Annotated in this window: 21 protein-coding genes; 13 read left to right on the top strand and 8 right to left on the bottom strand. The window is 73.3% G+C overall.

The window, feature by feature from the left end:
• Positions 1-187 precede the first annotated feature (187 nt).
• Entirely contained in the window at positions 188-1,069 is an 882-nt protein-coding gene (locus ACFWBN_RS28730; protein WP_385181007.1) for a Gfo/Idh/MocA family protein, read from the top strand.
• A 65-nt stretch (positions 1,070-1,134) separates the two neighbouring features.
• On the opposite strand, the gene ACFWBN_RS28725 is transcribed toward ACFWBN_RS28730, so the two are convergent.
• Both ACFWBN_RS28725 and ACFWBN_RS28720 read right to left on the bottom strand, forming a co-directional pair.
• A complete protein-coding gene (locus ACFWBN_RS28725; RefSeq protein ID WP_385180908.1) occupies positions 1,135-1,704 on the bottom strand; it encodes a hypothetical protein in 570 nt (189 codons plus the stop codon).
• Between the two features lie 702 nt (positions 1,705-2,406).
• Entirely contained in the window at positions 2,407-3,003 is a 597-nt protein-coding gene (locus ACFWBN_RS28720) for a DUF2867 domain-containing protein (RefSeq protein ID WP_385180905.1), read from the bottom strand.
• Positions 3,004-3,086: 83 nt separating this feature from the next.
• Between ACFWBN_RS28720 and ACFWBN_RS28715 the strand changes: the two genes are divergently transcribed.
• On the top strand, positions 3,087-3,644 hold the full coding sequence (locus tag ACFWBN_RS28715; RefSeq protein ID WP_385180902.1) for a TetR/AcrR family transcriptional regulator: 558 nt from the start codon (positions 3,087-3,089) through the stop codon (positions 3,642-3,644).
• A 577-nt stretch (positions 3,645-4,221) separates the two neighbouring features.
• Here ACFWBN_RS28715 and ACFWBN_RS28710 read toward each other — a convergent pair.
• Positions 4,222-5,802, bottom strand: coding sequence for a PLP-dependent aminotransferase family protein (locus ACFWBN_RS28710; RefSeq protein ID WP_385180899.1), 1,581 nt, complete (start codon positions 5,800-5,802; stop codon positions 4,222-4,224).
• On the bottom strand, positions 5,799-6,260 hold the full coding sequence (locus ACFWBN_RS28705) for a MarR family transcriptional regulator (RefSeq protein ID WP_385180896.1): 462 nt from the start codon (positions 6,258-6,260) through the stop codon (positions 5,799-5,801). Before ACFWBN_RS28705 ends, ACFWBN_RS28710 begins: the two co-directional genes overlap by 4 nt.
• Positions 6,261-6,333: 73 nt before the next feature.
• Between ACFWBN_RS28705 and ACFWBN_RS28700 the strand changes: the two genes are divergently transcribed.
• Complete coding sequence (locus ACFWBN_RS28700) at positions 6,334-7,245, top strand: alpha/beta fold hydrolase (RefSeq protein ID WP_385181003.1); 912 nt, start codon at positions 6,334-6,336, stop codon at positions 7,243-7,245.
• Here ACFWBN_RS28700 and ACFWBN_RS28695 read toward each other — a convergent pair.
• Positions 7,242-7,577: an ArsR/SmtB family transcription factor gene (locus tag ACFWBN_RS28695; protein ID WP_385180893.1), complete on the bottom strand. Its 336-nt coding sequence runs from the start codon at positions 7,575-7,577 to the stop codon at positions 7,242-7,244. The two genes, ACFWBN_RS28700 and ACFWBN_RS28695, sit on opposite strands and share 4 nt — an antisense overlap.
• A gap of 179 nt (positions 7,578-7,756) precedes the next feature.
• On the opposite strand from ACFWBN_RS28695, the gene ACFWBN_RS28690 reads away from it, so the two are divergent.
• Positions 7,757-8,116: a putative quinol monooxygenase gene (locus tag ACFWBN_RS28690; RefSeq protein ID WP_385180890.1), complete on the top strand. Its 360-nt coding sequence runs from the start codon at positions 7,757-7,759 to the stop codon at positions 8,114-8,116.
• A gap of 27 nt (positions 8,117-8,143) precedes the next feature.
• Here the strand turns inward: ACFWBN_RS28690 and ACFWBN_RS28685 are convergent, their stop codons facing one another.
• A complete protein-coding gene (locus ACFWBN_RS28685) occupies positions 8,144-8,515 on the bottom strand; it encodes an ArsC/Spx/MgsR family protein (protein ID WP_385180882.1) in 372 nt (123 codons plus the stop codon).
• Between the two features lie 156 nt (positions 8,516-8,671).
• Here ACFWBN_RS28685 and ACFWBN_RS28680 point away from each other — a divergent pair, with 156 nt between their 5' ends.
• Positions 8,672-8,923 (top strand): hypothetical protein, encoded by a 252-nt coding sequence (locus ACFWBN_RS28680; RefSeq protein ID WP_360902190.1) that lies wholly within the window; start codon positions 8,672-8,674, stop codon positions 8,921-8,923.
• A 78-nt stretch (positions 8,924-9,001) separates the two neighbouring features.
• On the opposite strand, the gene ACFWBN_RS28675 is transcribed toward ACFWBN_RS28680, so the two are convergent.
• Entirely contained in the window at positions 9,002-10,102 is a 1,101-nt protein-coding gene (locus ACFWBN_RS28675) for a PP2C family protein-serine/threonine phosphatase (RefSeq protein ID WP_385180878.1), read from the bottom strand.
• 89 nt (positions 10,103-10,191) lie between these two features.
• On the opposite strand from ACFWBN_RS28675, the gene ACFWBN_RS28670 reads away from it, so the two are divergent.
• The 3 genes from ACFWBN_RS28670 (at position 10,192) to ACFWBN_RS28660 (ending at position 13,440) form a co-directional block, all read left to right on the top strand.
• The gene (locus ACFWBN_RS28670) at positions 10,192-10,959 is read left to right on the top strand and encodes a VIT family protein (protein WP_385180875.1); all 768 of its coding nucleotides are present in this window, start codon (positions 10,192-10,194) and stop codon (positions 10,957-10,959) included.
• A gap of 170 nt (positions 10,960-11,129) precedes the next feature.
• Complete coding sequence (locus tag ACFWBN_RS28665; RefSeq protein WP_385180872.1) at positions 11,130-12,047, top strand: TIGR01777 family oxidoreductase; 918 nt, start codon at positions 11,130-11,132, stop codon at positions 12,045-12,047.
• A 145-nt stretch (positions 12,048-12,192) separates the two neighbouring features.
• Complete coding sequence (locus tag ACFWBN_RS28660; RefSeq protein WP_385180869.1) at positions 12,193-13,440, top strand: FAD-dependent oxidoreductase; 1,248 nt, start codon at positions 12,193-12,195, stop codon at positions 13,438-13,440.
• Positions 13,441-13,577: 137 nt separating this feature from the next.
• Here ACFWBN_RS28660 and ACFWBN_RS28655 read toward each other — a convergent pair whose 3' ends face one another.
• Entirely contained in the window at positions 13,578-15,017 is a 1,440-nt protein-coding gene (locus ACFWBN_RS28655) for a regulator (protein WP_385180866.1), read from the bottom strand.
• 173 nt (positions 15,018-15,190) lie between these two features.
• Here ACFWBN_RS28655 and ACFWBN_RS28650 point away from each other — a divergent pair, with 173 nt between their 5' ends.
• From ACFWBN_RS28650 to ACFWBN_RS28630, 5 genes are all read left to right on the top strand, one after another.
• Positions 15,191-15,511: a hypothetical protein gene (locus ACFWBN_RS28650; protein WP_385180863.1), complete on the top strand. Its 321-nt coding sequence runs from the start codon at positions 15,191-15,193 to the stop codon at positions 15,509-15,511.
• Positions 15,512-15,554: 43 nt separating this feature from the next.
• Positions 15,555-16,355 carry a lipoyl(octanoyl) transferase LipB gene (gene lipB / locus ACFWBN_RS28645; RefSeq protein ID WP_385180860.1) on the top strand — a complete coding sequence of 267 codons (801 nt, stop codon included), beginning with the start codon at positions 15,555-15,557 and terminating at the stop codon, positions 16,353-16,355.
• A gap of 109 nt (positions 16,356-16,464) precedes the next feature.
• Positions 16,465-17,412: a lipoyl synthase gene (gene lipA, locus ACFWBN_RS28640; RefSeq protein WP_385180857.1), complete on the top strand. Its 948-nt coding sequence runs from the start codon at positions 16,465-16,467 to the stop codon at positions 17,410-17,412.
• A gap of 264 nt (positions 17,413-17,676) precedes the next feature.
• Complete coding sequence (locus tag ACFWBN_RS28635; protein ID WP_385181000.1) at positions 17,677-17,865, top strand: hypothetical protein; 189 nt, start codon at positions 17,677-17,679, stop codon at positions 17,863-17,865.
• A 19-nt stretch (positions 17,866-17,884) separates the two neighbouring features.
• On the top strand, positions 17,885-18,583 hold the full coding sequence (locus ACFWBN_RS28630; protein WP_385180855.1) for a DUF4191 domain-containing protein: 699 nt from the start codon (positions 17,885-17,887) through the stop codon (positions 18,581-18,583).
• Positions 18,584-18,670: the final 87 nt, after the last annotated feature.

Raw genomic sequence — 18,670 nt, 5'->3', positions numbered from 1 at the left:
CACCGCAGGTCGGGTGGGTTGTGCGGGCCGACAGCGGGTTGGTGGCGGAGCCTCCGTCCGGGTGGGGCAGACTGGTCGGGTGAGCATTTTGTCTGATGTGACCTCATCTGGAGACCCTGGCGACAGCGCCGTCGAGAGCCTCGCCGAGAGTGCCCCCCAACAGGTCTCCGCAGGCCGCCGACCCCGGATCGGACTACTGGGCACCGGCCCCTGGGCGCACCGTACGCACGCCCCCGCCCTCGCCGCGCACACCGGCTCCGAGTTCGCCGGAGTGTGGGGCCGCCGGCCCGAAGCCGCGGCCGAGCTGGCGGGCGAGTACGGCGTGAAGGTGTACGAAGACGCCGACGCGCTGTTCGCCGACTGTGACGCCGTGGCCTTCGCCCTGCCGCCGGACGTCCAGGCCCCGCTCGCCGTGCGCGCGGCCGCCGCCGGCTGCCACCTGCTGCTCGACAAGCCCGTCGCGACGACCGCCGAGGACGCCCGGGCCGTCGCCGACGCCGTGGCGCGCCACGGCGTCGCCTCCGTCGTCTTCCTCACCCTGCGCTTCGCCGAGCCGACGGCCGGATGGGTCGAGGAACAGGCCGGGCGCTCCGGATGGTTCACCGCCTCCGCCCACTGGCTCGGCGCCGTCTTCCCGCCCGACGGCACGCCCAGCGCCTACGCCGACTCGCCCTGGCGCAAGGCCAAGGGCGGACTGTGGGACGTCGGCCCGCACGCGCTCTCCGTACTGATCCCGATCCTCGGCGACGTCACCGCCGTCAGCGCCACCCGGGGCCCCTCCGACGTGGTCCAGCTGGCCCTGCGGCACGCCTCCGGCGCGGCCAGCACCGCCGTACTCAGCCTGGGCGCGCCGCGCGCGGCCGCCGGGGTGGGCCTGGAGCTGCGAGGGGCCGAGGGGGTGTACGCGCTGCCCGGCTGGAGCGATGTCCCGGGCGCCTACGGCCGCGCGGTGGACGCCCTGCTGGCCGCGGCGCGGACGGGGGTGCCGGATCCGCGGGGGGCGGAGTTCGGGGCCCGGCTCACCGAGCTTTTGGCGGAGGCGGAGGGGCAGTTGGCGGGGGGTGGGTGACCGGTTGGTGATCGGTCTGGTGACCGGTCTGGTGGCCGGTCTGGTGACCGGTCGTGGGGTGAGGCCTATTTGATGACGGCGTTCGCCACGATGATGGCCAGGCCGATCGCGGCATCGGCCAGGCCGATGAGCAGCGCGGAGCGGAGCCGGTAGCCGACCCGGATCGCCACGAAGGACCCCCAGGCGAAGAGCAGCGCGGTGTTCAGGCCGAGCCCGACGGCGGTGACCCCGTACGAGTCCCACTCGGCCAGCCCCGCGATGACCAGCAGCAGGACGGTGGGCAGGGTGGCCGCGATCATCGGCCACTCGTTCCACAGCGCCCGGGTCAGCACCTGCCAGCGGTGGCGGACGGAGCCCCGCTGATGGGTGGTCATGTGGTGCGAGTACCCGTGCGCGAGCCCGGCGGTGGCCGCCGTGACGAGCACCCAGCTGGCGTCGTAGAACGGCGTGTAGTCCCCGCCCTTCTGGTCCAGCGCGGCCAGCAGCCCACTGGCCAGCACCGTCCCGTACACCCCGCCGAACATCCAGTCGGCCCCCCGCCGGGGCGGCGGAAGCGAAGGCCCGGGGGCGGGGGCGGGGGTGGGGGTGGCGGGGCGCGGCTGCGGCTGGGGCTGCGGCTGCGACTGCTCGTTCACGGTGGGTCCCTTTGGTGCGGTACATCCTGGTTTGCTGCTGGGGTCACCCTACGTGGGGGGAGGGTGGGGGCGAGGTGAAGAGGGGTGGTTGCGGGTGGGCGGGGGCTTCGTAGCGGTTGCGGCATGGCTTCGGGGGTCGGGAGCCAGTCACCCGGCATCAGGGAGGGTTTGGGGGTTTCCCGTCAGTCTCATCGTCTCTCCGGTTCGGGACGGTCCCTCAAGGGCGCTCCTTCGTCGCGTCGCTTCGCGATGGCCTTCGGCCACCCTTGACCGACCGCCCCGAACCGGAAATACGAAGACTGCCGGGAACCCCCCAAAAGAACGGCACGGGTCGGAGAGACAGGGGACGGGGCGGTCAGGGAGGCGCGGGCCGGTTCCCGGCCCATCCGGACCCCCGCCCGGGGTCGATATGCCACCCGTTCCGGGTCGGGGGCGCTCTACCTGCACCGAACAGCGACCAGAAGCCCATCCGGAGCCGCTGACGCGTCAGATCGCTACGCGCTCCTCACGTCTCAGCGTCCGACGGCCGTCTGGGGCTGGTTTGGCGCACCAGGCAGCGGCGAGAAGCCCATCGGATGACGGTGGCGCGTCAGATCGCTACGCGCTTCTCATGGCTTGGCGTCCGGCGGTTGACTTGGGCCGGTGGCCGGTGGCCGGTGGCCGGTGGCCGGTGGCCGGTGCCGGGTGCCGGGGTGGGGAGGGTCAGTCGGAGGCTCTTTGGGTGGTGTTCGCCTGCCACTCGCGGCCGATGCCCCGGATCAGTGCCGGGTAGACCCCGAGGTATCGGAAGGGCTTGATGCCCGCCATGTATACGGTGCCGAGCAGGCCGTTCGGCCTTACGAGGACGGTCATCTGGCCGTGGTAGCCGCCGGTTTCGTCAGGGACCCAGCCGATGTGCATCAGTCCGTGCATGGTCCGGTTGCCGCTCTCGGCCACCCACTCGTCGTGGGTCTGGTAGACGGACGTGAACGGGACCGCGCTGAGGTCGGCGCCCCGGGGGCCGTCACGGAGGTCCTCCGGCAGTCGTTCCCGGAGCGAGTGCACACGGCTGCCGATCCCGGCTCCGGCCTTGTCCCACCCGAGGAGTTTGCCGAGCTTCCAGCGGATCGCGAAGAGCGTGCGCGGGATCGGGGAGGAGAGGGGTTCCCCGGTGCCGCTGGTGAACTGGTCCACCAGTCGCGCGAGGTCGTCGGGGCCACCTGGTGTCGGTAGTGCCCACACATCCTCGACCCGGAAGTCTCCGGCGATCTCGTGTACCCGCCAGGGGCGGGAGGTGTGCGCGGTCTTGGGGAGTCTCATCTGCGGGCCCCTGTCTATACGATGCCGTATAGATCAAAGCTAGCACCATCTATACGGCACCGTATAGACAACGGAGGTACACCATGGGCGTGACCCGGACGCCTCGCGGCAAATGGATCGAGGAGGGCCTCAGGGCGCTGGCCGCCGGCGGCCCGGAGGCCGTACGGATCGAGCCGCTCGCGCAGGCGCTCGGCGTCAGCAAGGGCGGCTTCTACGGGTACTTCGACAACCGGGGCGCGCTGCTCACCGAGATGCTCGACACCTGGGAACGTGGCGTCACCGAGTCGGTGATCGAGCAGGTCGAGAGCGGCGGGGGAGACGCGAGGGCCAAGCTGGAACGCCTCTTCGCGATCGCCTCGTCCGCCGACGGCCCGACGACGGGCGTCGCGGCCGACCTCGCGATCCGAGACTGGGCCCGTCGCGACGAAGACGTCGCACAGCGCCTCCGACGCGCCGACAACCGCCGCATGGACTACCTGCGTTCCCTCTTCCGCTCCTTCTGCCCCGACGAGGACGACGTCGAGGTGCGCTGCATGCTCGCCTTCTCCCTCCGGATCGGCTACCACTTCATCGCCGCCGACCACCCCGGTCGCACCCGCGCCGAGGTCATGGCACTGACCAGACAGTGGCTCCTCCGATAACGGCCCCCGCCTAACGGCCCCCGCCTAACGGCCCCCGCCGAGCGACCGATCCCCAGACGGCCGCCGGACGCTGAGATGTGAGGAGCGCGTAGCGATCTGACGCGCCCAGCGTCATCAGACGAACTTCTCGCCGCTGCCTGGTGCGCCAAACCAGTCCCAGACGGCCGTCGGACGCTGAGACGTGAGGAGCGCGTAGCGATCTGGCGCGTCTGCGGCTCCGGATGGGCTTCTGGTCGCTGTTTGGCGCGGGTTGGGCAGCCCCCGACCCGGAACGGGTGGCATATCGGCCCCGGGCGCTGGTCCGGATGGGCCGGGAACCGGGCCCGCGCCTCCCTGACCGACCCTTCCCCTGTCTCTCCGACCCGTGCCGTTCTTTTGGGGGCTTCCCGGCAGTCTTCGTATTTCCGTGGCGGGACGGTCTGTCAAGGGTGGCCGAAGGCCATCGCGAAGCGACGCGACGACGAAGGAGGAGCGCCCTTGACAGGCCGGCCCGACACGGAGAGACGATGAGACTGACGGGAAACCCCCAAACCCTCCCTGATGCCGATCAGCTGGCTCCCGACCCCCGAAGTCCCGCTTACCTCGTCACCCCCCGCACCACCTCCCCCAAAGCCTCCAAAGCCCGCCCGAAGGCCGCGTTCGGGGGTGCCGCGTAGCCGACCACCAGGCCCTCGCGGGACGGGCCGGCCGCGGCGGGGTGGTGGTAGGAGGACAGGCCGTCCAGGGCCAGGCCCGCCGCGTGGGCCGCCCTCAGGGCCCGGGCCTCGCGGCCCGGGGAGAGTTCCACGACCGCGTGCAGGCCGGCCGAGATGCCCGTCACCCGCACCTCCGGGGCACGGGCCGCCAGTACGGAGACCAGCTGGTCGCGGCGGTCCCGGTAGCGGCGCCGCATCCGCCGGACGTGCCGGTCGTAGCCGCCGCACTCGATGAAGTCGGCCAGCGCCAGCTGGTCCAGCGCGCTCGCCCAGGACTCGCGGAGCCCCTTCGCCGCCAGGACGGGGCCGACCAGGTGGTCCGGGAGTACCAGCCAGCCGAGGCGCAGCGCCGGCGACAGGCTCTTGCTCAGCGAACCCGCGTACACCACGTGTTCGGGGGCCAGACCCTGCACGGCGCCGACCGGCTTGCGGTCGTAGCGGAACTCCCCGTCGTAGTCGTCCTCCACGATCAGCCCGCCGACGCTGCGCGCCCACTCCACGGCGGCGGCCCGCCGCGCCGGCAGCAGTCGGCCGCCGGTCGGGAACTGGTGCGCCGGGGTGAGGAGCAGGGTGCGTACCCGGCCGGGGACTTCGTCGGTCCTGGCGCCGTCCTCGTCGACCGCGACGGGGTGCGCCCGGACCCCGGCGGCTTCGAGGATTCCGTGGTGGAAGGGGAGTCCGTACGCCTCGACGGCCCAGTCCCGCGGCCGGATCGAGGCGAGCAGCCGCAGGCCGTTGGCGAAGCCGGAGCAGACCACGATGTTCTCCGGGCCGGTACGCACGCCCCGTGCCCGGGACAGATAGCCCGCCAGGGCCCGCCGCAGCTCCGGCCGACCCCGCGGATCGCCGGGCCCGAAGGCCTCGGTGGGCGCCTCGGCGAGGGCCCGCCGGGCGCTGGCGGCCCAGGGGCCCCGCGGGAAGGAGGCCGGATCGGGCTTGCCCTGGAGCAGGTCGTGGCGCGGGCCCTCGGGGGCGGGCCCGGCGGCGGCCGGCGGCGCGGCCGCGGCCGCCACCCCTTCCGCGACCCGGGTTCCGGAGCCCTGGCGGGCGGTGAACCAGCCCTCGGCGACCAGCTCGGCGTACGCGTCGGCGACGGCGTTGCGTGCCAGCCCGAGGTCGGCGGCCAGCGTCCGGTAGGGCGGCAGCCGGGTCCCGCCCGCCAGCCGGCCGCTGCGTACGGCGCTGCGCAGGGCCTGGGCCAGGGCGGTCCGCCGGGCGCCTTCGGCGGGGAGGTCCAGGTGCAGGTCGGCACCGGAGCCGGAACCGGCACCCGAGCCGGCACCCGAGCCGGCACCCGAGCCGGCACCCGAGCCGGCACCCGAGCCGGCACCCGAGCCGGCACCCGAGCCGGCACCCGAGCCGGAACTGGACCCCAAGCCGGAACCGGAACCCGCACCCGGGCCGGCGTCGGACCCAGTCTCGGAATCGGAGTCGAAGTCGGAGCCGGAGTCGGTGATGCTCATGCGCGCAGCTCCGCTGCCACGGCGGTGTGCGCGGCCGTCAGGAACCGCTGAACGGTGTCCCGTTCGGCGGGGTCGAAGGAGTCCAGCACCCGAAGCAGCCCGTCGATCAGGGGGCCGAAGAACTCCCGGCCCAGGCGGATCGCCTCCGGCTCCACGCGCAGCAGGATGCGGCGGCGGTCGCGGTCGTCGCGGATCCGCGCCACGTGGCCGAGCCGCTCCAGCCGGTCGATCACTGCGGTGGTGCCCGCCGAGTTGAGGCCGAGCCGGGTGCCGAGCAGGCCCGCCGTGGCCGGCTCGCCGGCGCGGGCCGCGTCCAGCAGGCAGATCAGGGCCCGTACGTCGGTGGGGTGCATGCCGTTGAGGGAGGCGAACTCCGCCTGGCGCAGCCCGAATTCGACGGTCACCGCCCGCAGCAGGTGCACCAGGTGCAGATGGTCGGGTTCCCGGTTGTCGTCCACATCGCCTCCGCCTAGGATCTCTCGCTGAGCGAGATTATCGCCCGGCGAGACATTGGAGACGCCCATGCCGCCCATGCCGCCCGTGCCGCCCCTGTCGCCCACGACGAGATCCTTTCGCGCCGCCTACGACGCGGTCCTCGGGCAGTGGCCCGGGCCGGTCGAGGCCGCCGACCTGCCCACCCCCTACGGCGTCACCCGCGTCAACAGCTGCGGCCCGGCGGACGCGCCGCCGCTGGTCCTGCTCCCCGGCGGCGGGGCCACCTCCACCGTGTGGGGCGCCTGCGCCGCGGCCGGTCTCGCCCGCGGCCACCGGGTGCACGCCGTCGACCTGGTGGGGGATCCGGGGCTCAGCGTCCCCGTGCCGGGTCGGCCGATACGGGCCGTCGGGGACCTCGTCGGCTGGCTCGACGCGGTACTGGACGCCCTGCTCGGCGGAGCCGGCGGCACCAGGCAGCCGATCACCCTCATCGGACACTCCTACGGGGCCTGGATCGCCGCCCATTACGCCGCCCACCACGCCGCCCACTCCGCGCCCCGCCAAGCCCCCCGCCCCGCCCGCCTGGTCCTGCTCGACCCGACCCAGGTCTTCGCCGGACTCCGCCCCCGCTACGTGCTGCGCGCGCTGCCCATGCTGGTCCGGCCCACCCCGCCGCGGATCCGGTCCTTCCTGGACTGGGAGACCCGCGGGGCCGCGCTCGACCAGGCCTGGCTCCGGCTCCAGGACGAGACCGCCGACTTCCCCACCTTTCGGCCGGTCACCGGCCCGCGACCCGACCTCGCCGACCTCGCCGGACTCGCCCGCCTCACCGAACTGCCGGTCCACATCCTGTTCGCCGAGCGCGCCCGCTGCCACGACGCCGCCCGCGCGGCCCGGGCCGCGGCCGCGGCGCTGCCGGGGGCGCGGATCGACGTACTCCCCGAGGTCTCGCACCACGCCCTGCCGCTGACGGCGGCCCAGGAGGTCGCCCGGCGGCTGGCGGGCTAGGCGGTGTCCGGGCGGTCTTCGCCGGGCTCGGCGGACAGGATCGCGAGCAGGCCGGGGAAGAGGGCCTCGATCTCGGCTCGGCGGAGGCCTGCCATCCGGCTGTTGCCCCTGTCGACCTGCCGGATCAACCCGGCCTCGCGCAGGGTGCGGAAATGGTGGGTGACCGTCGCCTTCGAGACGGGCAGGGCGAAGGAGCTGCAGGTGCGCGCCGTGCCGTCCGGCGCGACGGACAGCTCGCGGACCACCCGCCGGCGCAGCGGGTCGGCGAGCGCGGACAGGACCTTGCCGAGCTCGATCTCCTCGACGGCCGGGTGCCCTTCCTCGTCGGGCATGGCGACCACCTCCTCAGGTACGGCAGATACGGCAGATACGGGGCAGGTACGACAGCTACAGCAGGTACGCCTTGAATCGTACCTCTGGTGGGTGCTAGCTTCCGCAGGGCAGTTAGGTACGACTGGACTCGTACCTGAAAGAGGGGCCTGAGACGGCCCGAGGTGGGGAGAGACTTCGCATGGATCAGCTCGTGACGCTCGTCGGCACAGCCCGGCCCAAGCCCGAACGCGCCGAGGAGCTCAAGCAGTTGCTGCTCTCCTTCGTGGCGCCCACCCGGCAGGAGCCGGGCTGCCTGGAGTACCACTTCCACGAGGACCGCGACGAGCCCGGGGTCTTCGTCTTCTACGAGGTGTGGCGCAGCCAGGCCGACCTCGACGCCCACCTGGCGCTGCCGCACCTCCGCGATTTCTGGGAGCGCCGGATGGACTACCTGGCCACCGACCTGGAGATCCGCTTCCTCGTGATGCGGAGCCCGTACGGCAACGGCAACGGCAACGGCAACGGCAACGGCAACGGCAACGGCAACGACGAGGCCTGACGGGCTCCGGGCGAAGGCGGCGGCCGCCTACCCCTTGCGGGACAGGGCGTCCCGGACGGCCTCCTCGGAGCGCGCGACGACGGCCGTGCCGTCCTCGGCGGTGATGATCGGGCGCTGGATCAGCTTCGGGTGCGCCGCCAGGTGGGCGATCCAGCGGCCCCGCGCCTCCTCGGTCTCCTCGCGCGGCAGCTCCCGTACGCCGGTCTCCTTGGCCAGCGGGTCCGACGTGCGCGTGATGTCCCACGGCTCCAGCCCGAGGCGGCCGAGCACCTCGCGGATCTCCTCCTCGGAGGGGACGTCCTCCAGGTAGCGGCGCACGGTGTAGTCGGCGCCCTCGGCGTCCAGCAGGGTCAGGGCGCTGCGGCACTTGGAACAGGCGGGATTGATCCAGATCTCCATGGTCCCCAGCCTATCCAGGGGCGGTCCGGAGGCCACCCTCGGAGGCCACCCCCGGAGGCCGCCCCGGAGCCGGTCTGGCCAGGGCCTTTTGTCAGTGGTCCCCAGTAAAATCGAGGGAGAACGACAGGAAGCCAACTACCGTTTGGGAGGCTGTAGATGGCCACTGCCACCACCATCCAGCACGTCAAGAAGAAGCCGCTGCCGGCGGGCCTGCCCCGCGAGTGGTACGAGAGCCACAACCGCCGTCTGAAGGCGATGCGCCTGGCGATATCCCTGCTCGACTCGGGGACGTATGACGCCCGGCGCGCCACCAACCGGAAGATCCGGACGATGGCCGTCCGGACGGGGATCCACCGGCCGTCCAATGTCACCTGCAAGATGGTGCGCGCGTTCATCAAGGAGTCGTGACAGTCGGTCACCACCCACTCCGTGCCGGTCGGCAGGTCGGGCACGTCCGGCAGGACCGGCGAGACCGGCACGGAGTGGTCAACCGTCCAGGCGCACGGGACAACCGTCCAGGCGGAGCAGCAGCAGGGCCACGTCGTCGCGCGGGCCGCCGTCCGTGAAGGCCGCCAGGTCCCGCCAGACCGCCTGGACCAGGCCCGCCGGATCCGTTGCCAGTACGGGCACCCGCACGGCCAGCGGATAGAAGTGCCCCGTCGCGTCCCGGGCCTCCGTCACGCCGTCGGTGTGCAGCAGGAAGCGGTCCCCGGGCCGCACCGGCAGCTCCGCCACCGCCGGCGGCAGCTGCCCCGCGAGCCCCAGGCCGAGCGGTGGACCCGGCTCCACGGTGACCTCCTCGACCTGCGGTCCGCGCAGGCGCAGGGCGGGCGGGTGCCCGCACGACACGATCCGTACGAGGTCCAGCCCGGGCGGGAACTCCATCAGCACCGCCGTCGTGAACAGCTCGGGGTGCTCCACGGCCGCGGCGGCCGCGTCCGCCGTCAACCGCCGGTCCAGCCGGGCCGCGACCGCCGACAGCTCCGCGTCGTCGAGCACCGCCTCGCGGAAGGCCCCGAGCAGCGCCGCCACGGTGGCGACGGCCGCCAGGCCGTGCCCCTGTACGTCCCCGACCAGCGCGCGCACCCCGTACGGGCCCGCCCGTACGTCGTACAGGTCGCCGCCGACCAGGGTGCCGCGCTGGGCCGCCCGGTAGAGGCCGGAGCAGGCCACCGGACCCACGCGTTCCGGTAGCGGCGGGAGAACCGCCAGCTGCGCCGCCTCCGCCACCGTCCGTACGCTGACCAGCTGCGCGTCCCGGCGCCGCCGGACCCAGGCGATGACCACGCTCAGCAGCCCGACCGTGGCCACCGTCGCCAGGTCCGTGCCCCGGGCGTGGGCGATGCCGAGGCTGGGCACGCCCAGCAGGAGGAGCACGACGCCGGCGAAGAACGCGGTCCCCGCCGCCCCGTACGCGAAGGCGGCCACGGGCGGCAGACCGGCGAGGAAGTAGCCGAGCTCCACGTCGCCCGGGGTGAGGCGCTGGGCGAGGACCAGCACCACGAGGGCCACCGCGGGCGCGAACCGCGCCCACCGCGGCGGCGGCTCCCCGCGCAGCCAGCCCGGCTCCCCGCGTCCGCGTCTCACCCCTCCACCCTGGTACGGGGGCCGGGCCCGCGCACCCCGGACCGGTCCGCCGGGTGGCCCCGTACGGCCGATGCCACGACAGTGGTGGCGTGACAGGAGACGAAGCCCCGGGCAAGGCCCCGGCCCCGACGCGGGCGCACATCGAAGCCCACGGGAGCGGTGGCGGTGGCGGCGGCACGCAGAGCGGGGAGATCAGCACGCGGCTGAACTGGCTGCGGGCGGGGGTGCTCGGCGCGAACGACGGGATCATCTCCACGGCCGGCCTGGTGGTCGGCGTGGCCGGCGCCACCACCTCGCGCTCGGCGATCCTGGCGGCGGGCGTCGCCGGGCTGCTGGCGGGCTCGCTGTCGATGGCGGCGGGGGAGTACGTGTCGGTCAGCTCCCAGCGGGATTCGGAGCGGGCGGCGCTGGACCTGGAGCGGCGGGAGCTGGCCGAGGAGCCGGAGGCGGAGCTGGACGAGCTCACCGAGCTGCTGATGGGGCGGGGGCTGAGCCGGTCGCTGGCGCGGGAGGCGGCCGAACAGCTGACGGAGCGGGACGCGCTGCGGGCTCACGCCCGGGTGGAGCTGGGGATCAACCCCGACGAGCTGGCCAATCCGTGGCACGCGGCGCTGGCCAGCCTGGTCGCCTTCACGGTGGGGGCGCTGCTGCCGCTGCTGGCCATCGTGCTGCCGGGGCCGTCGGAGCGGGTGCCGGTGACGGTGGGGGCGGTGTTGGCGGCGCTCACCCTGTGCGGGGTGCTGAGCGCACGGCTGGGCGGGGCCCCTGCGCTCCGCGCGGTCGGGCGCAACGTGGTCGGCGGTGCCCTCGCCATGGCCGTCACCTACGCGGTGGGCACCTGGCTCGGCACCACCTGACCGCCCTGGGGCTCCGTTCCTGGGGCTCCGCCCCAGACCCCGCGCCTCAAACGCCGGCGGGGCTGGATATGCCCCACCCAAGTACGCGGGTGCGGCTACAAGACCGGGGCTCCGCCCCGTACCCCGCGCCTCAAACGCCGGCGAGGCTGAATCTCCCCCACCATGGGGGCATGCGTATCGCCATCACCGGTTCCACCGGCCTCATCGGCAGTGCCCTCGTGCGGTCCCTCCGGGCGGACGGGCACGAGGCGGTGCGGTTCGTGCGTCGCGAGCCCGCCGCGGGCGACGAGGCGCGGTGGGATCCCGCGCGGGGGTACGTCGATCCCGAGGCGCTGGCCGGCTGCGCCGGAGTCGTGCACCTGGCCGGGGCCGGGGTCGGGGACCACCGGTGGACGGCCGCGTACAAGAAGGAGATCCGCGACAGCCGGGTCCTCGGCACCGCCGCGATGGCCCGCGCGCTCGCCGCGCTGGAGCAGCCGCCGCGGGTGTTCGTCGTCGGTTCCGCCGTCGGGTACTACGGCGACGCCGGCGACCGGGTCCTCGACGAGGACTCCCCGGCAGGGCGCGGCTTCCTCGCGGGGGTCTGCGTGGAGTGGGAGGCCGCCGCCGCCCCCGCCCAGGAGGCCGGGATCCGTACCGCCTTCGCCCGTACCGGGCTGGTCGTGGCCCCCGAGGGCGGGGCCTGGGGCCGGATGTTCCCGCTGTTCCGCGCCGGCCTCGGCGGCCGGCTCGGCAGCGGCCGCCAGTACTGGCCGTACATCTCGCTGCGCGACGAGATCGCGGCCCTGCGGCACATCATCGACACCCCCTCCCTCTCCGGCCCGGTCAACCTCACCGCCCCCGAGCCGCTGACCAACCGCCGGATCACGGAGGTCATGGCCCGCGTGCTGCACCGGCCCGCGGTGCTGCCCGTACCGGCGGTGGCCCTGCGCATCGTGCTCGGGGAGTTCGCCTCGGACGTGCTGGGCAGTCAGCGGGCCCGCCCCACCCGGCTCCTGGAGTCCGGCTTCGTCTTCCACGACCCCGGCATCGAGCAGGCCATCCGGGCCTCCCTCCCCACCGGACAGCAGCCCGTGCGACCGGCGTGAGACCGGCGTGCGACCGTTTGTGACCCGGATGCGACCGCCGTGCGACCGGAGATGACCGCAATACCCCACCGAACTCGGGTTCCCCTGGAGCCGGTTGGGGGAAGGAGGATTCCCACACAGCCGCGCCGACCTCGGGGAGGGGCACGTGCTCAATGCGGACGTCGTCATCGTAGGAGCCGGAGTCTCAGGACTCGCGGCCGCGCACCACCTGATCGCAGCGGGGGTCGCGGTCACCGTCCTGGAGGCCGCGGGCGACCCCGGCGGCCGGATGGCCACCGTCTCGGCCGACGGATTCCGGCTGGACCGGGTCGGGCAGTTGCTCAACACCTCGTACACGGAACTCGGCCGGACCCCCGGCCTGTCCGCCCTGCCCCTGCGCTCCTTCGCGCCCGGGGTCCTGGTCCACACCGACGGCAAACAGCTCCGGGCCGGGGCCCTCACCCCGGCCCGCGCCCTGGCCAGCGGCTCCCTCGACCAGGCCCGGCTCAGCGCCGCCCTCGGCCGGCTCGCCGCCCTGCCCGAGGAGCGCCTGCTCGCCCGTCCCGAACGCACCGCGCTCGCCGCCCTCCGCTCCCGCGGCCTGCCCCCGCGCACGGTCAACGGCGTGCTCCGGCCGCTCCTCGCCGCCCTGCTCCGCGATCCGGAGCTCACCACCTCCAGCCGGGTCGCCGACCTCGCCCTGCGCGGCTTCGCCCGCGGCCGCCTCGCCGTGCCCGAAGGGGGCGCGGCGGCCCTGCCCGAGCTGCTCGCCGCGGCCCTGCCGCCCGGCACCGTCCGCACCGGGGTCCGGGTCCGGTCCGTGGCGACCAACCTGGTCACCACCGAGGAGCACGGCGACTTCGGCTGCCGCTCGGTCCTCCTGGCCACCGGAGCCCGCGCCGCCGCCGGGCTGCTGCCCGGCCTGCGCGTGCCCGGCTTCCACGAGGTCACCGTCCTGCACCACGCCACCGCCGCACCCCTGCCCTGGGACGGCTCGCTGCTCCTCGACGCGGACCCCAAGTGGCCCGTCTCCCACACCGCCGTGATGAGCGCCGTCGACCCGACGCGGGCCCCGGCCGGCCGGAGCCTGGTCACCACGACCGTGCTCGGCCCGCCGCCACCGCCGCGCACGGTCGCCTCGCGCCTCGCCCGCCTCTACGACACCGCCACCCGCGACTGGGAGCTGCTGGCCGTCCACCACACCCCGGAGGCCGTCCCCGCCATGCCCCCGCCCCACGACCTGCGGCGCCCGGTGCGCGTCCTGGCCGGGCTGTACGTGTGCGGGGACCACCGGGACACCAACACCGTCCAGGGCGCCCTGCGCTCCGCCCGCCGCGCCACCACCGCCGTCCTGCGCGACTTCGGCATCCCGCTCCCGGTTGCCCAGGAACCAGCTCTTCCGGTCGCAGCCTGATCCGGCTCAGGGGTCGGCGGGGCTGGATTGCCGCGCAGCGGCACCTCCAGCCCCGCCGGCGTTTGAGGCGTGGGGGTCCCCCCGGACGGAGTCTGGGGGAGGGTCCGGGGCAGCGCCCCGGCAGCGGCGCCGCAGCCTCACGACAACGCAGCCACCCGATCCCGGTACGTCCGCACGGCAGACGCATCCCGATACGGCTCAAGCCTCCGCTCGAAGTCCCGTACGTACTCCACCGCACGCACCGACCGCATCTCCATCGCCTGCTGCGCCGCCTCCGCACCGAGCGCGCACGCCTGGTCCAACTCGCCCAGCCCCAGCCGCGCCGTGGCCAGCACCACCCGGCAGAACAGCCGGGACCGCGCGTACGCCGGCGCCCGCAGCTGCAAGGACCGCTCCGCGTGCTGAGCCGAGGCCCGGTACTGCTGGAGGTCCCGGTGGCAGTGCCCGAACTCGTCCGCCAGCTGCGCCTCGTCGTAGAACCGCGCCCAGTGCGGTACGTCGTCCCCCGGCCGGGCCGCGCCCAGCGCCCGCTCGGCCCGCACCAGCGAGGCCGTCGACGCCCGCACCTCGCCCAGCACCGCGTGCCCGCGCGCCTCCGCCGAGTGCAGCAGGGCCTGCACCACCGGCGGGGGACCGGAGCCGACGCCCTGCTGGGCCACGCGCGCCAGCTGCACCGCCTCCCGGCCGTGGCCCAGGTAGACCGCCTGCCGGCTCATGGTGACCAGCACGTACGACCCGTACGGCCGGTCGCCCGCCGCCTGCGCGAGCCGCAGCGCCTGCACGAAGTACCGCTGGGCCAGCCCGTGCGCGGCGATGTCGTACGAGGTCCAGCCGGCGAGCCGGGTCAGGTCGGCGGCGGCCGAGAACAGCCGCCGCCCGGTGGTCTCCCCGTAGGTCCCGCGGAGCATCGGCTCGGCCTCGTGCTCCAGGTAGCGCACCAGGGCCTGCCGGGCGTGGCCGCCGCCGTAGGCGTGGTCCAGGGTGCGGAACAGCTCGCTCACCGAGCGCAGCGCCGCGATGTCCCCGCCCGTCACGCGCTGCCCGGGGCCCCGGTCGATCTGCCGCTGGCGGGGCACCGAGGTCCGCCCCTGCACGGGCACGCGGGCGGCGGCCGGCTCGGCGCCGCGCCCCACCCGCTCGTCGGCCCGTCCGATCAGCCAGTCCCGGCTGGGCACGACCAGCCCGGCCGGGGTGAAGGCGATCTTCCGCAGCTCGGCGTGGGAGCCGGAGTCCTTGCGCCACAGCCCGCTCGCGATGTCCACGGCCTCCTCCGGGGTGGCCGCGAACTCCAGCCCCGCGTACACGGGCGCGCAGGCGTCCAGCCCCAGGTCCTGCGCGGAGAGCCGCCGCCCCAGCCGCCGGGTGAAGACCTCCGCGATCAGCGCGGGAGTCGTCCCGCGCGGCTGCTGCCCGCGCAGCCACCGGGTCACGGAGGTCTTGTCGTACCGCAGATCGAGACCGTGCTCCAGACCGAGCTGGTCGACGCGGCGGGCGAGACCGGCGTTGGAGAACCCGGCTTCCGCGATCAGCGCCGCGAGCTGCCGGTTGGGGACGCGCTGGGCAGGTCGTTCCGTCATCGGCTCCACGGTTTCCTGACGTGACGGACCGGAGTCCCGGCCCTGTGAACGGCGTGAATGTAGCGGCGAACTCGGCTCTTGCCGTCCTCTCTGTCCCACATTCATCCGATCGTGTGCAGAATCGGTAGGACTCTTTACGGACGCACCCCCTCCGCCCACATAGGCTGCGCCTCATGACCCGCCGGCCCCACGGGTCGCACCTCCCCGAGGAGCGGCCCGAATCCACCGCTCCGCTGCCCCCGCCCGAGCTGACCGAGGCGGAATGCCGGCGGTGCGGCACCTACATCGCGGGGCTCGACGGGCGGTACGCCTGCGGGGTGTGCGGCTGGGTCAACGACCACTCGGAGGGGCACCGGCGGCTGCCGCGCGAGGACGAGGACCCGGACCGGCCGCCGAAGGGGCGGCGCCGGCCGAAGCAGCTCCCCGGGCCCCCGCCGGAGGACCCTCCGGAGCCCCCGGAAGGACCCCCGCAGGGCCCGCCGTACCCTTGCTGAGTGCGATACGTGCACACAGCAGGTTCAACGAGGAGGCGCTGCGGTGACTGAGCTTCGGTTTGTGCATCTGGGCTTCGGGCCGGAATTCGTCGAGTACACCGAGGCCTGGGAAGAGCAGCGCCGGGTGCACGCCGCCCGCTTCGCGGACGAGATCGAGGACACCTGCCTGCTGCTGGAGCACCTGCCCGTCTACACGGCCGGCCGGCGCACCGACCCCAGCGAGCGCCCGCTCGACGGCACGCCCGTCGTCGACGTGGACCGCGGCGGCAAGATCACCTGGCACGGCCCGGGCCAGCTGGTCGGCTACCCGATCATGAAGCTGCCCCGCCCGGTCGACGTGGTCGCCCACGTCCGCCGCCTGGAGGAGGCGCTGATCCGCACCGCCGCCGAGTTCGGCCTGGAGACCACCCGCGTCGAGGGCCGCTCCGGAGTGTGGGTGCTGGGCGACCCCGTCGAGGAGCGCCCGAAGATCGGCGGCCTCTCCCTCGACCTCGACCCCCGCATGCACGACGACGAGTTCGACGCCCGGCTGAACGGCCCCGAGTACGCCCCGTCCAACGCCGGCCAGCGCCGCGAGGACCGCAAGCTCGCCGCCATCGGCATCCGCGTCGCCAAGGGCGTCACCATGCACGGCTTCGCGATCAACGTGAACCCGGACAGCACCTGGTTCGACCGGATCATCCCCTGCGGGATCCGGGACGCCGGTGTGACCTCGCTCTCGTACGAACTGGGCCGCGAGATCACCATCGCCGAGGTGCTGCCCGTCATCGAACGGCACCTGAAGGACGTACTGGAGCACGCGGAACTGCGGCCCCGCGAAATAGAGCAGGTCGCGGGCGCCTAGCGACCGGGAATGCGGTCGGCCCCTCGCAGGTTGGCCGACGTAAGAGCGTACGAAATTACGGGCGTACCCTGGTGGGCGCCCGAACAATCGAAGTCACAGGGAGCCGGTCGTGTCCGCAGTCGCACCCGACGGACGCAAGATGCTGCGCCTGGAGGTCCGTAACGCCCAGACCCCCATCGAGCGCAAGCCCGAGTGGATCAAGACCCGGGCGAAGATGGGCCCCGAGTACACCAAGATGCAGGCCCTGGTGAAGGGCGAAGGACTGCACACGGTGTGCCAGGAAGCCGGTTGTCCGAACATCTACGAATGCTGGGAGGACCGCGAGGCCACCTTCCTCATCGGTGGCGACCAGTGCACCCGGCGCTGTGACTTCTGCCAGATCGACACCGGCAAGCCCGAGGCCCTCGACCGCGACGAGCCGCGCCGCGTCGGCGAGTCCGTCGTCACGATGGACCTGAACTACGCCACCATCACCGGCGTCGCGCGCGACGACCTGGCCGACGGCGGCGCCTGGCTGTACGCGGAGACCGTGCGCCAGATCCACCAGCAGACGGCGGGCCGCGCGTCCGGCCACACCAAGGTCGAGCTGCTGGCCCCCGACTTCAACGCGGTCCCGGAGCTGCTGGAGGAGGTCTTCGCCTCCCGCCCCGAGGTCTTCGCGCACAACGTCGAGACGGTGCCGCGGATCTTCAAGCGGATCCGCCCCGGCTTCCGTTACGAGCGCTCGCTCGACGTGATCCGGCAGGCCCGCGCCTACGGCCTGGTCACCAAGTCGAACCTGATCCTCGGCATGGGCGAGGAGCGCGAGGAGGTCTCGCAGGCTCTGAAGGAGCTGCACGAGGCCGGCTGCGAGCTCATCACCATCACCCAGTACCTGCGGCCCTCGCCGCGGCACCACCCCGTCGAGCGCTGGGTGAAGCCGGCCGAGTTCGTGGAGCTGGCGAAGGAGGCCGAGGAGATCGGCTTCTCCGGTGTGATGTCCGGCCCGCTGGTCCGGTCCTCGTACCGCGCCGGCCGCCTCTACCAGCAGGCGATGGAGAAGCGCGCGACCGTCTGACGTGACCGTGCTCGTGACTGCGTTCATGACCGTGTGACGCGCGCTACCACACGGACTGTGTGAACTCACGCACAAAGTACTACCAACGGGTAACACCGCATCGACGCGGCCCCTAGGCTCTTTCAAGGAAGAGCCCGGTGGGCCGCGTATATGTTTCATCACGTTTGACCGACCGGTCATGCGCTGGTAACACCAATCAGTGACGCTGAATCCACGCACCGCAATCGCACTGCCGACGTGAGTTCCGTGAAAGGGATCGACATCATGCAGGCCGCGCCCGTACGCGCCATCGCCATCCCGTCCTTGTCCGACGCCTTCCGGGGCATCGAATCGCTGCTCATGAGCGGTGCCCGCCGCAACGCCTGGACGGCGGTGCTCGAGGACCGCCGCAGGGCCAAGGACCGCGTCGAAACCGAACACGTACTTGAGGCCGCGGCGACCCGGACCCCGTAGGCCACGTAAACTTCGCTCTATGGCGAGGAAGTCAAACGCAGAGACTGCTGCGAACCCCGGGCGACTGAAGCAGATCGCCCTGACGTACAAGATGACGCGCAAGGCCGACCCGAAGGTCGGTCTGATCGTCGCGGGCGTGGGAATCGTCACCTTCGGTGTCTTTCTTGCGATCGGCTTCCTGATCGACCACCCGGTCTACCTGGGCATCCTGGGCTTCCTGGTGGCGTTCCTCGCGATGGCGATCGTCTTCGGACGACGGGCCGAGCGGGCTGCCTTCGGGCAGATGGAGGGACAGCCGGGCGCGGCCGCGGCCGTACTGGACAACGTGGGCCGTGGCTGGACGACCACCCCGGCCGTCGCGATGACCCGGCAGCAGGACATCGTCCACCGTGCCGTCGGCAAGGCCGGCGTCGTGCTGATCGCCGAGGGCAACCCGAACCGCGTGAAGCCGCTGCTCGCGAACGAGAAGAAGAAGCTGGCCCGGATCATGCCGGACGTGCCGGTGCACGACTTCATCGTGGGTACGGGCGAGGGCGAGGTGCCGCTCAAGAAGGTGCGCACCACTCTGCTCAAGCTGCCGCGCGTGCTGGCCGGCCCGCAGATCACCGAGGTCAACGACAAGCTGCGCGCCATGGGTGACCTGATGTCCAACATGCCCCTGCCGAAGGGCCCGATGCCCAAGGGCATGCGGATGCCGCGCGGCGGAAAGATGCGCTGACCCGCTCACCTGATTTTCGTATACGACACAGGGGCGCCCCCCCCACCCCCCCGGGGGGGGGGGGGCCCCGGGGGGGACGAACCCAAC

Source organism: Streptomyces sp. NPDC059989, from assembly GCF_042736975.1.
Taxonomy (GTDB): Bacteria; Actinomycetota; Actinomycetes; order Streptomycetales; family Streptomycetaceae; genus Streptomyces.
Note: the sequence above shows the minus strand (reverse complement) of the source record. Positions and strands in the feature narration are given on the sequence as shown.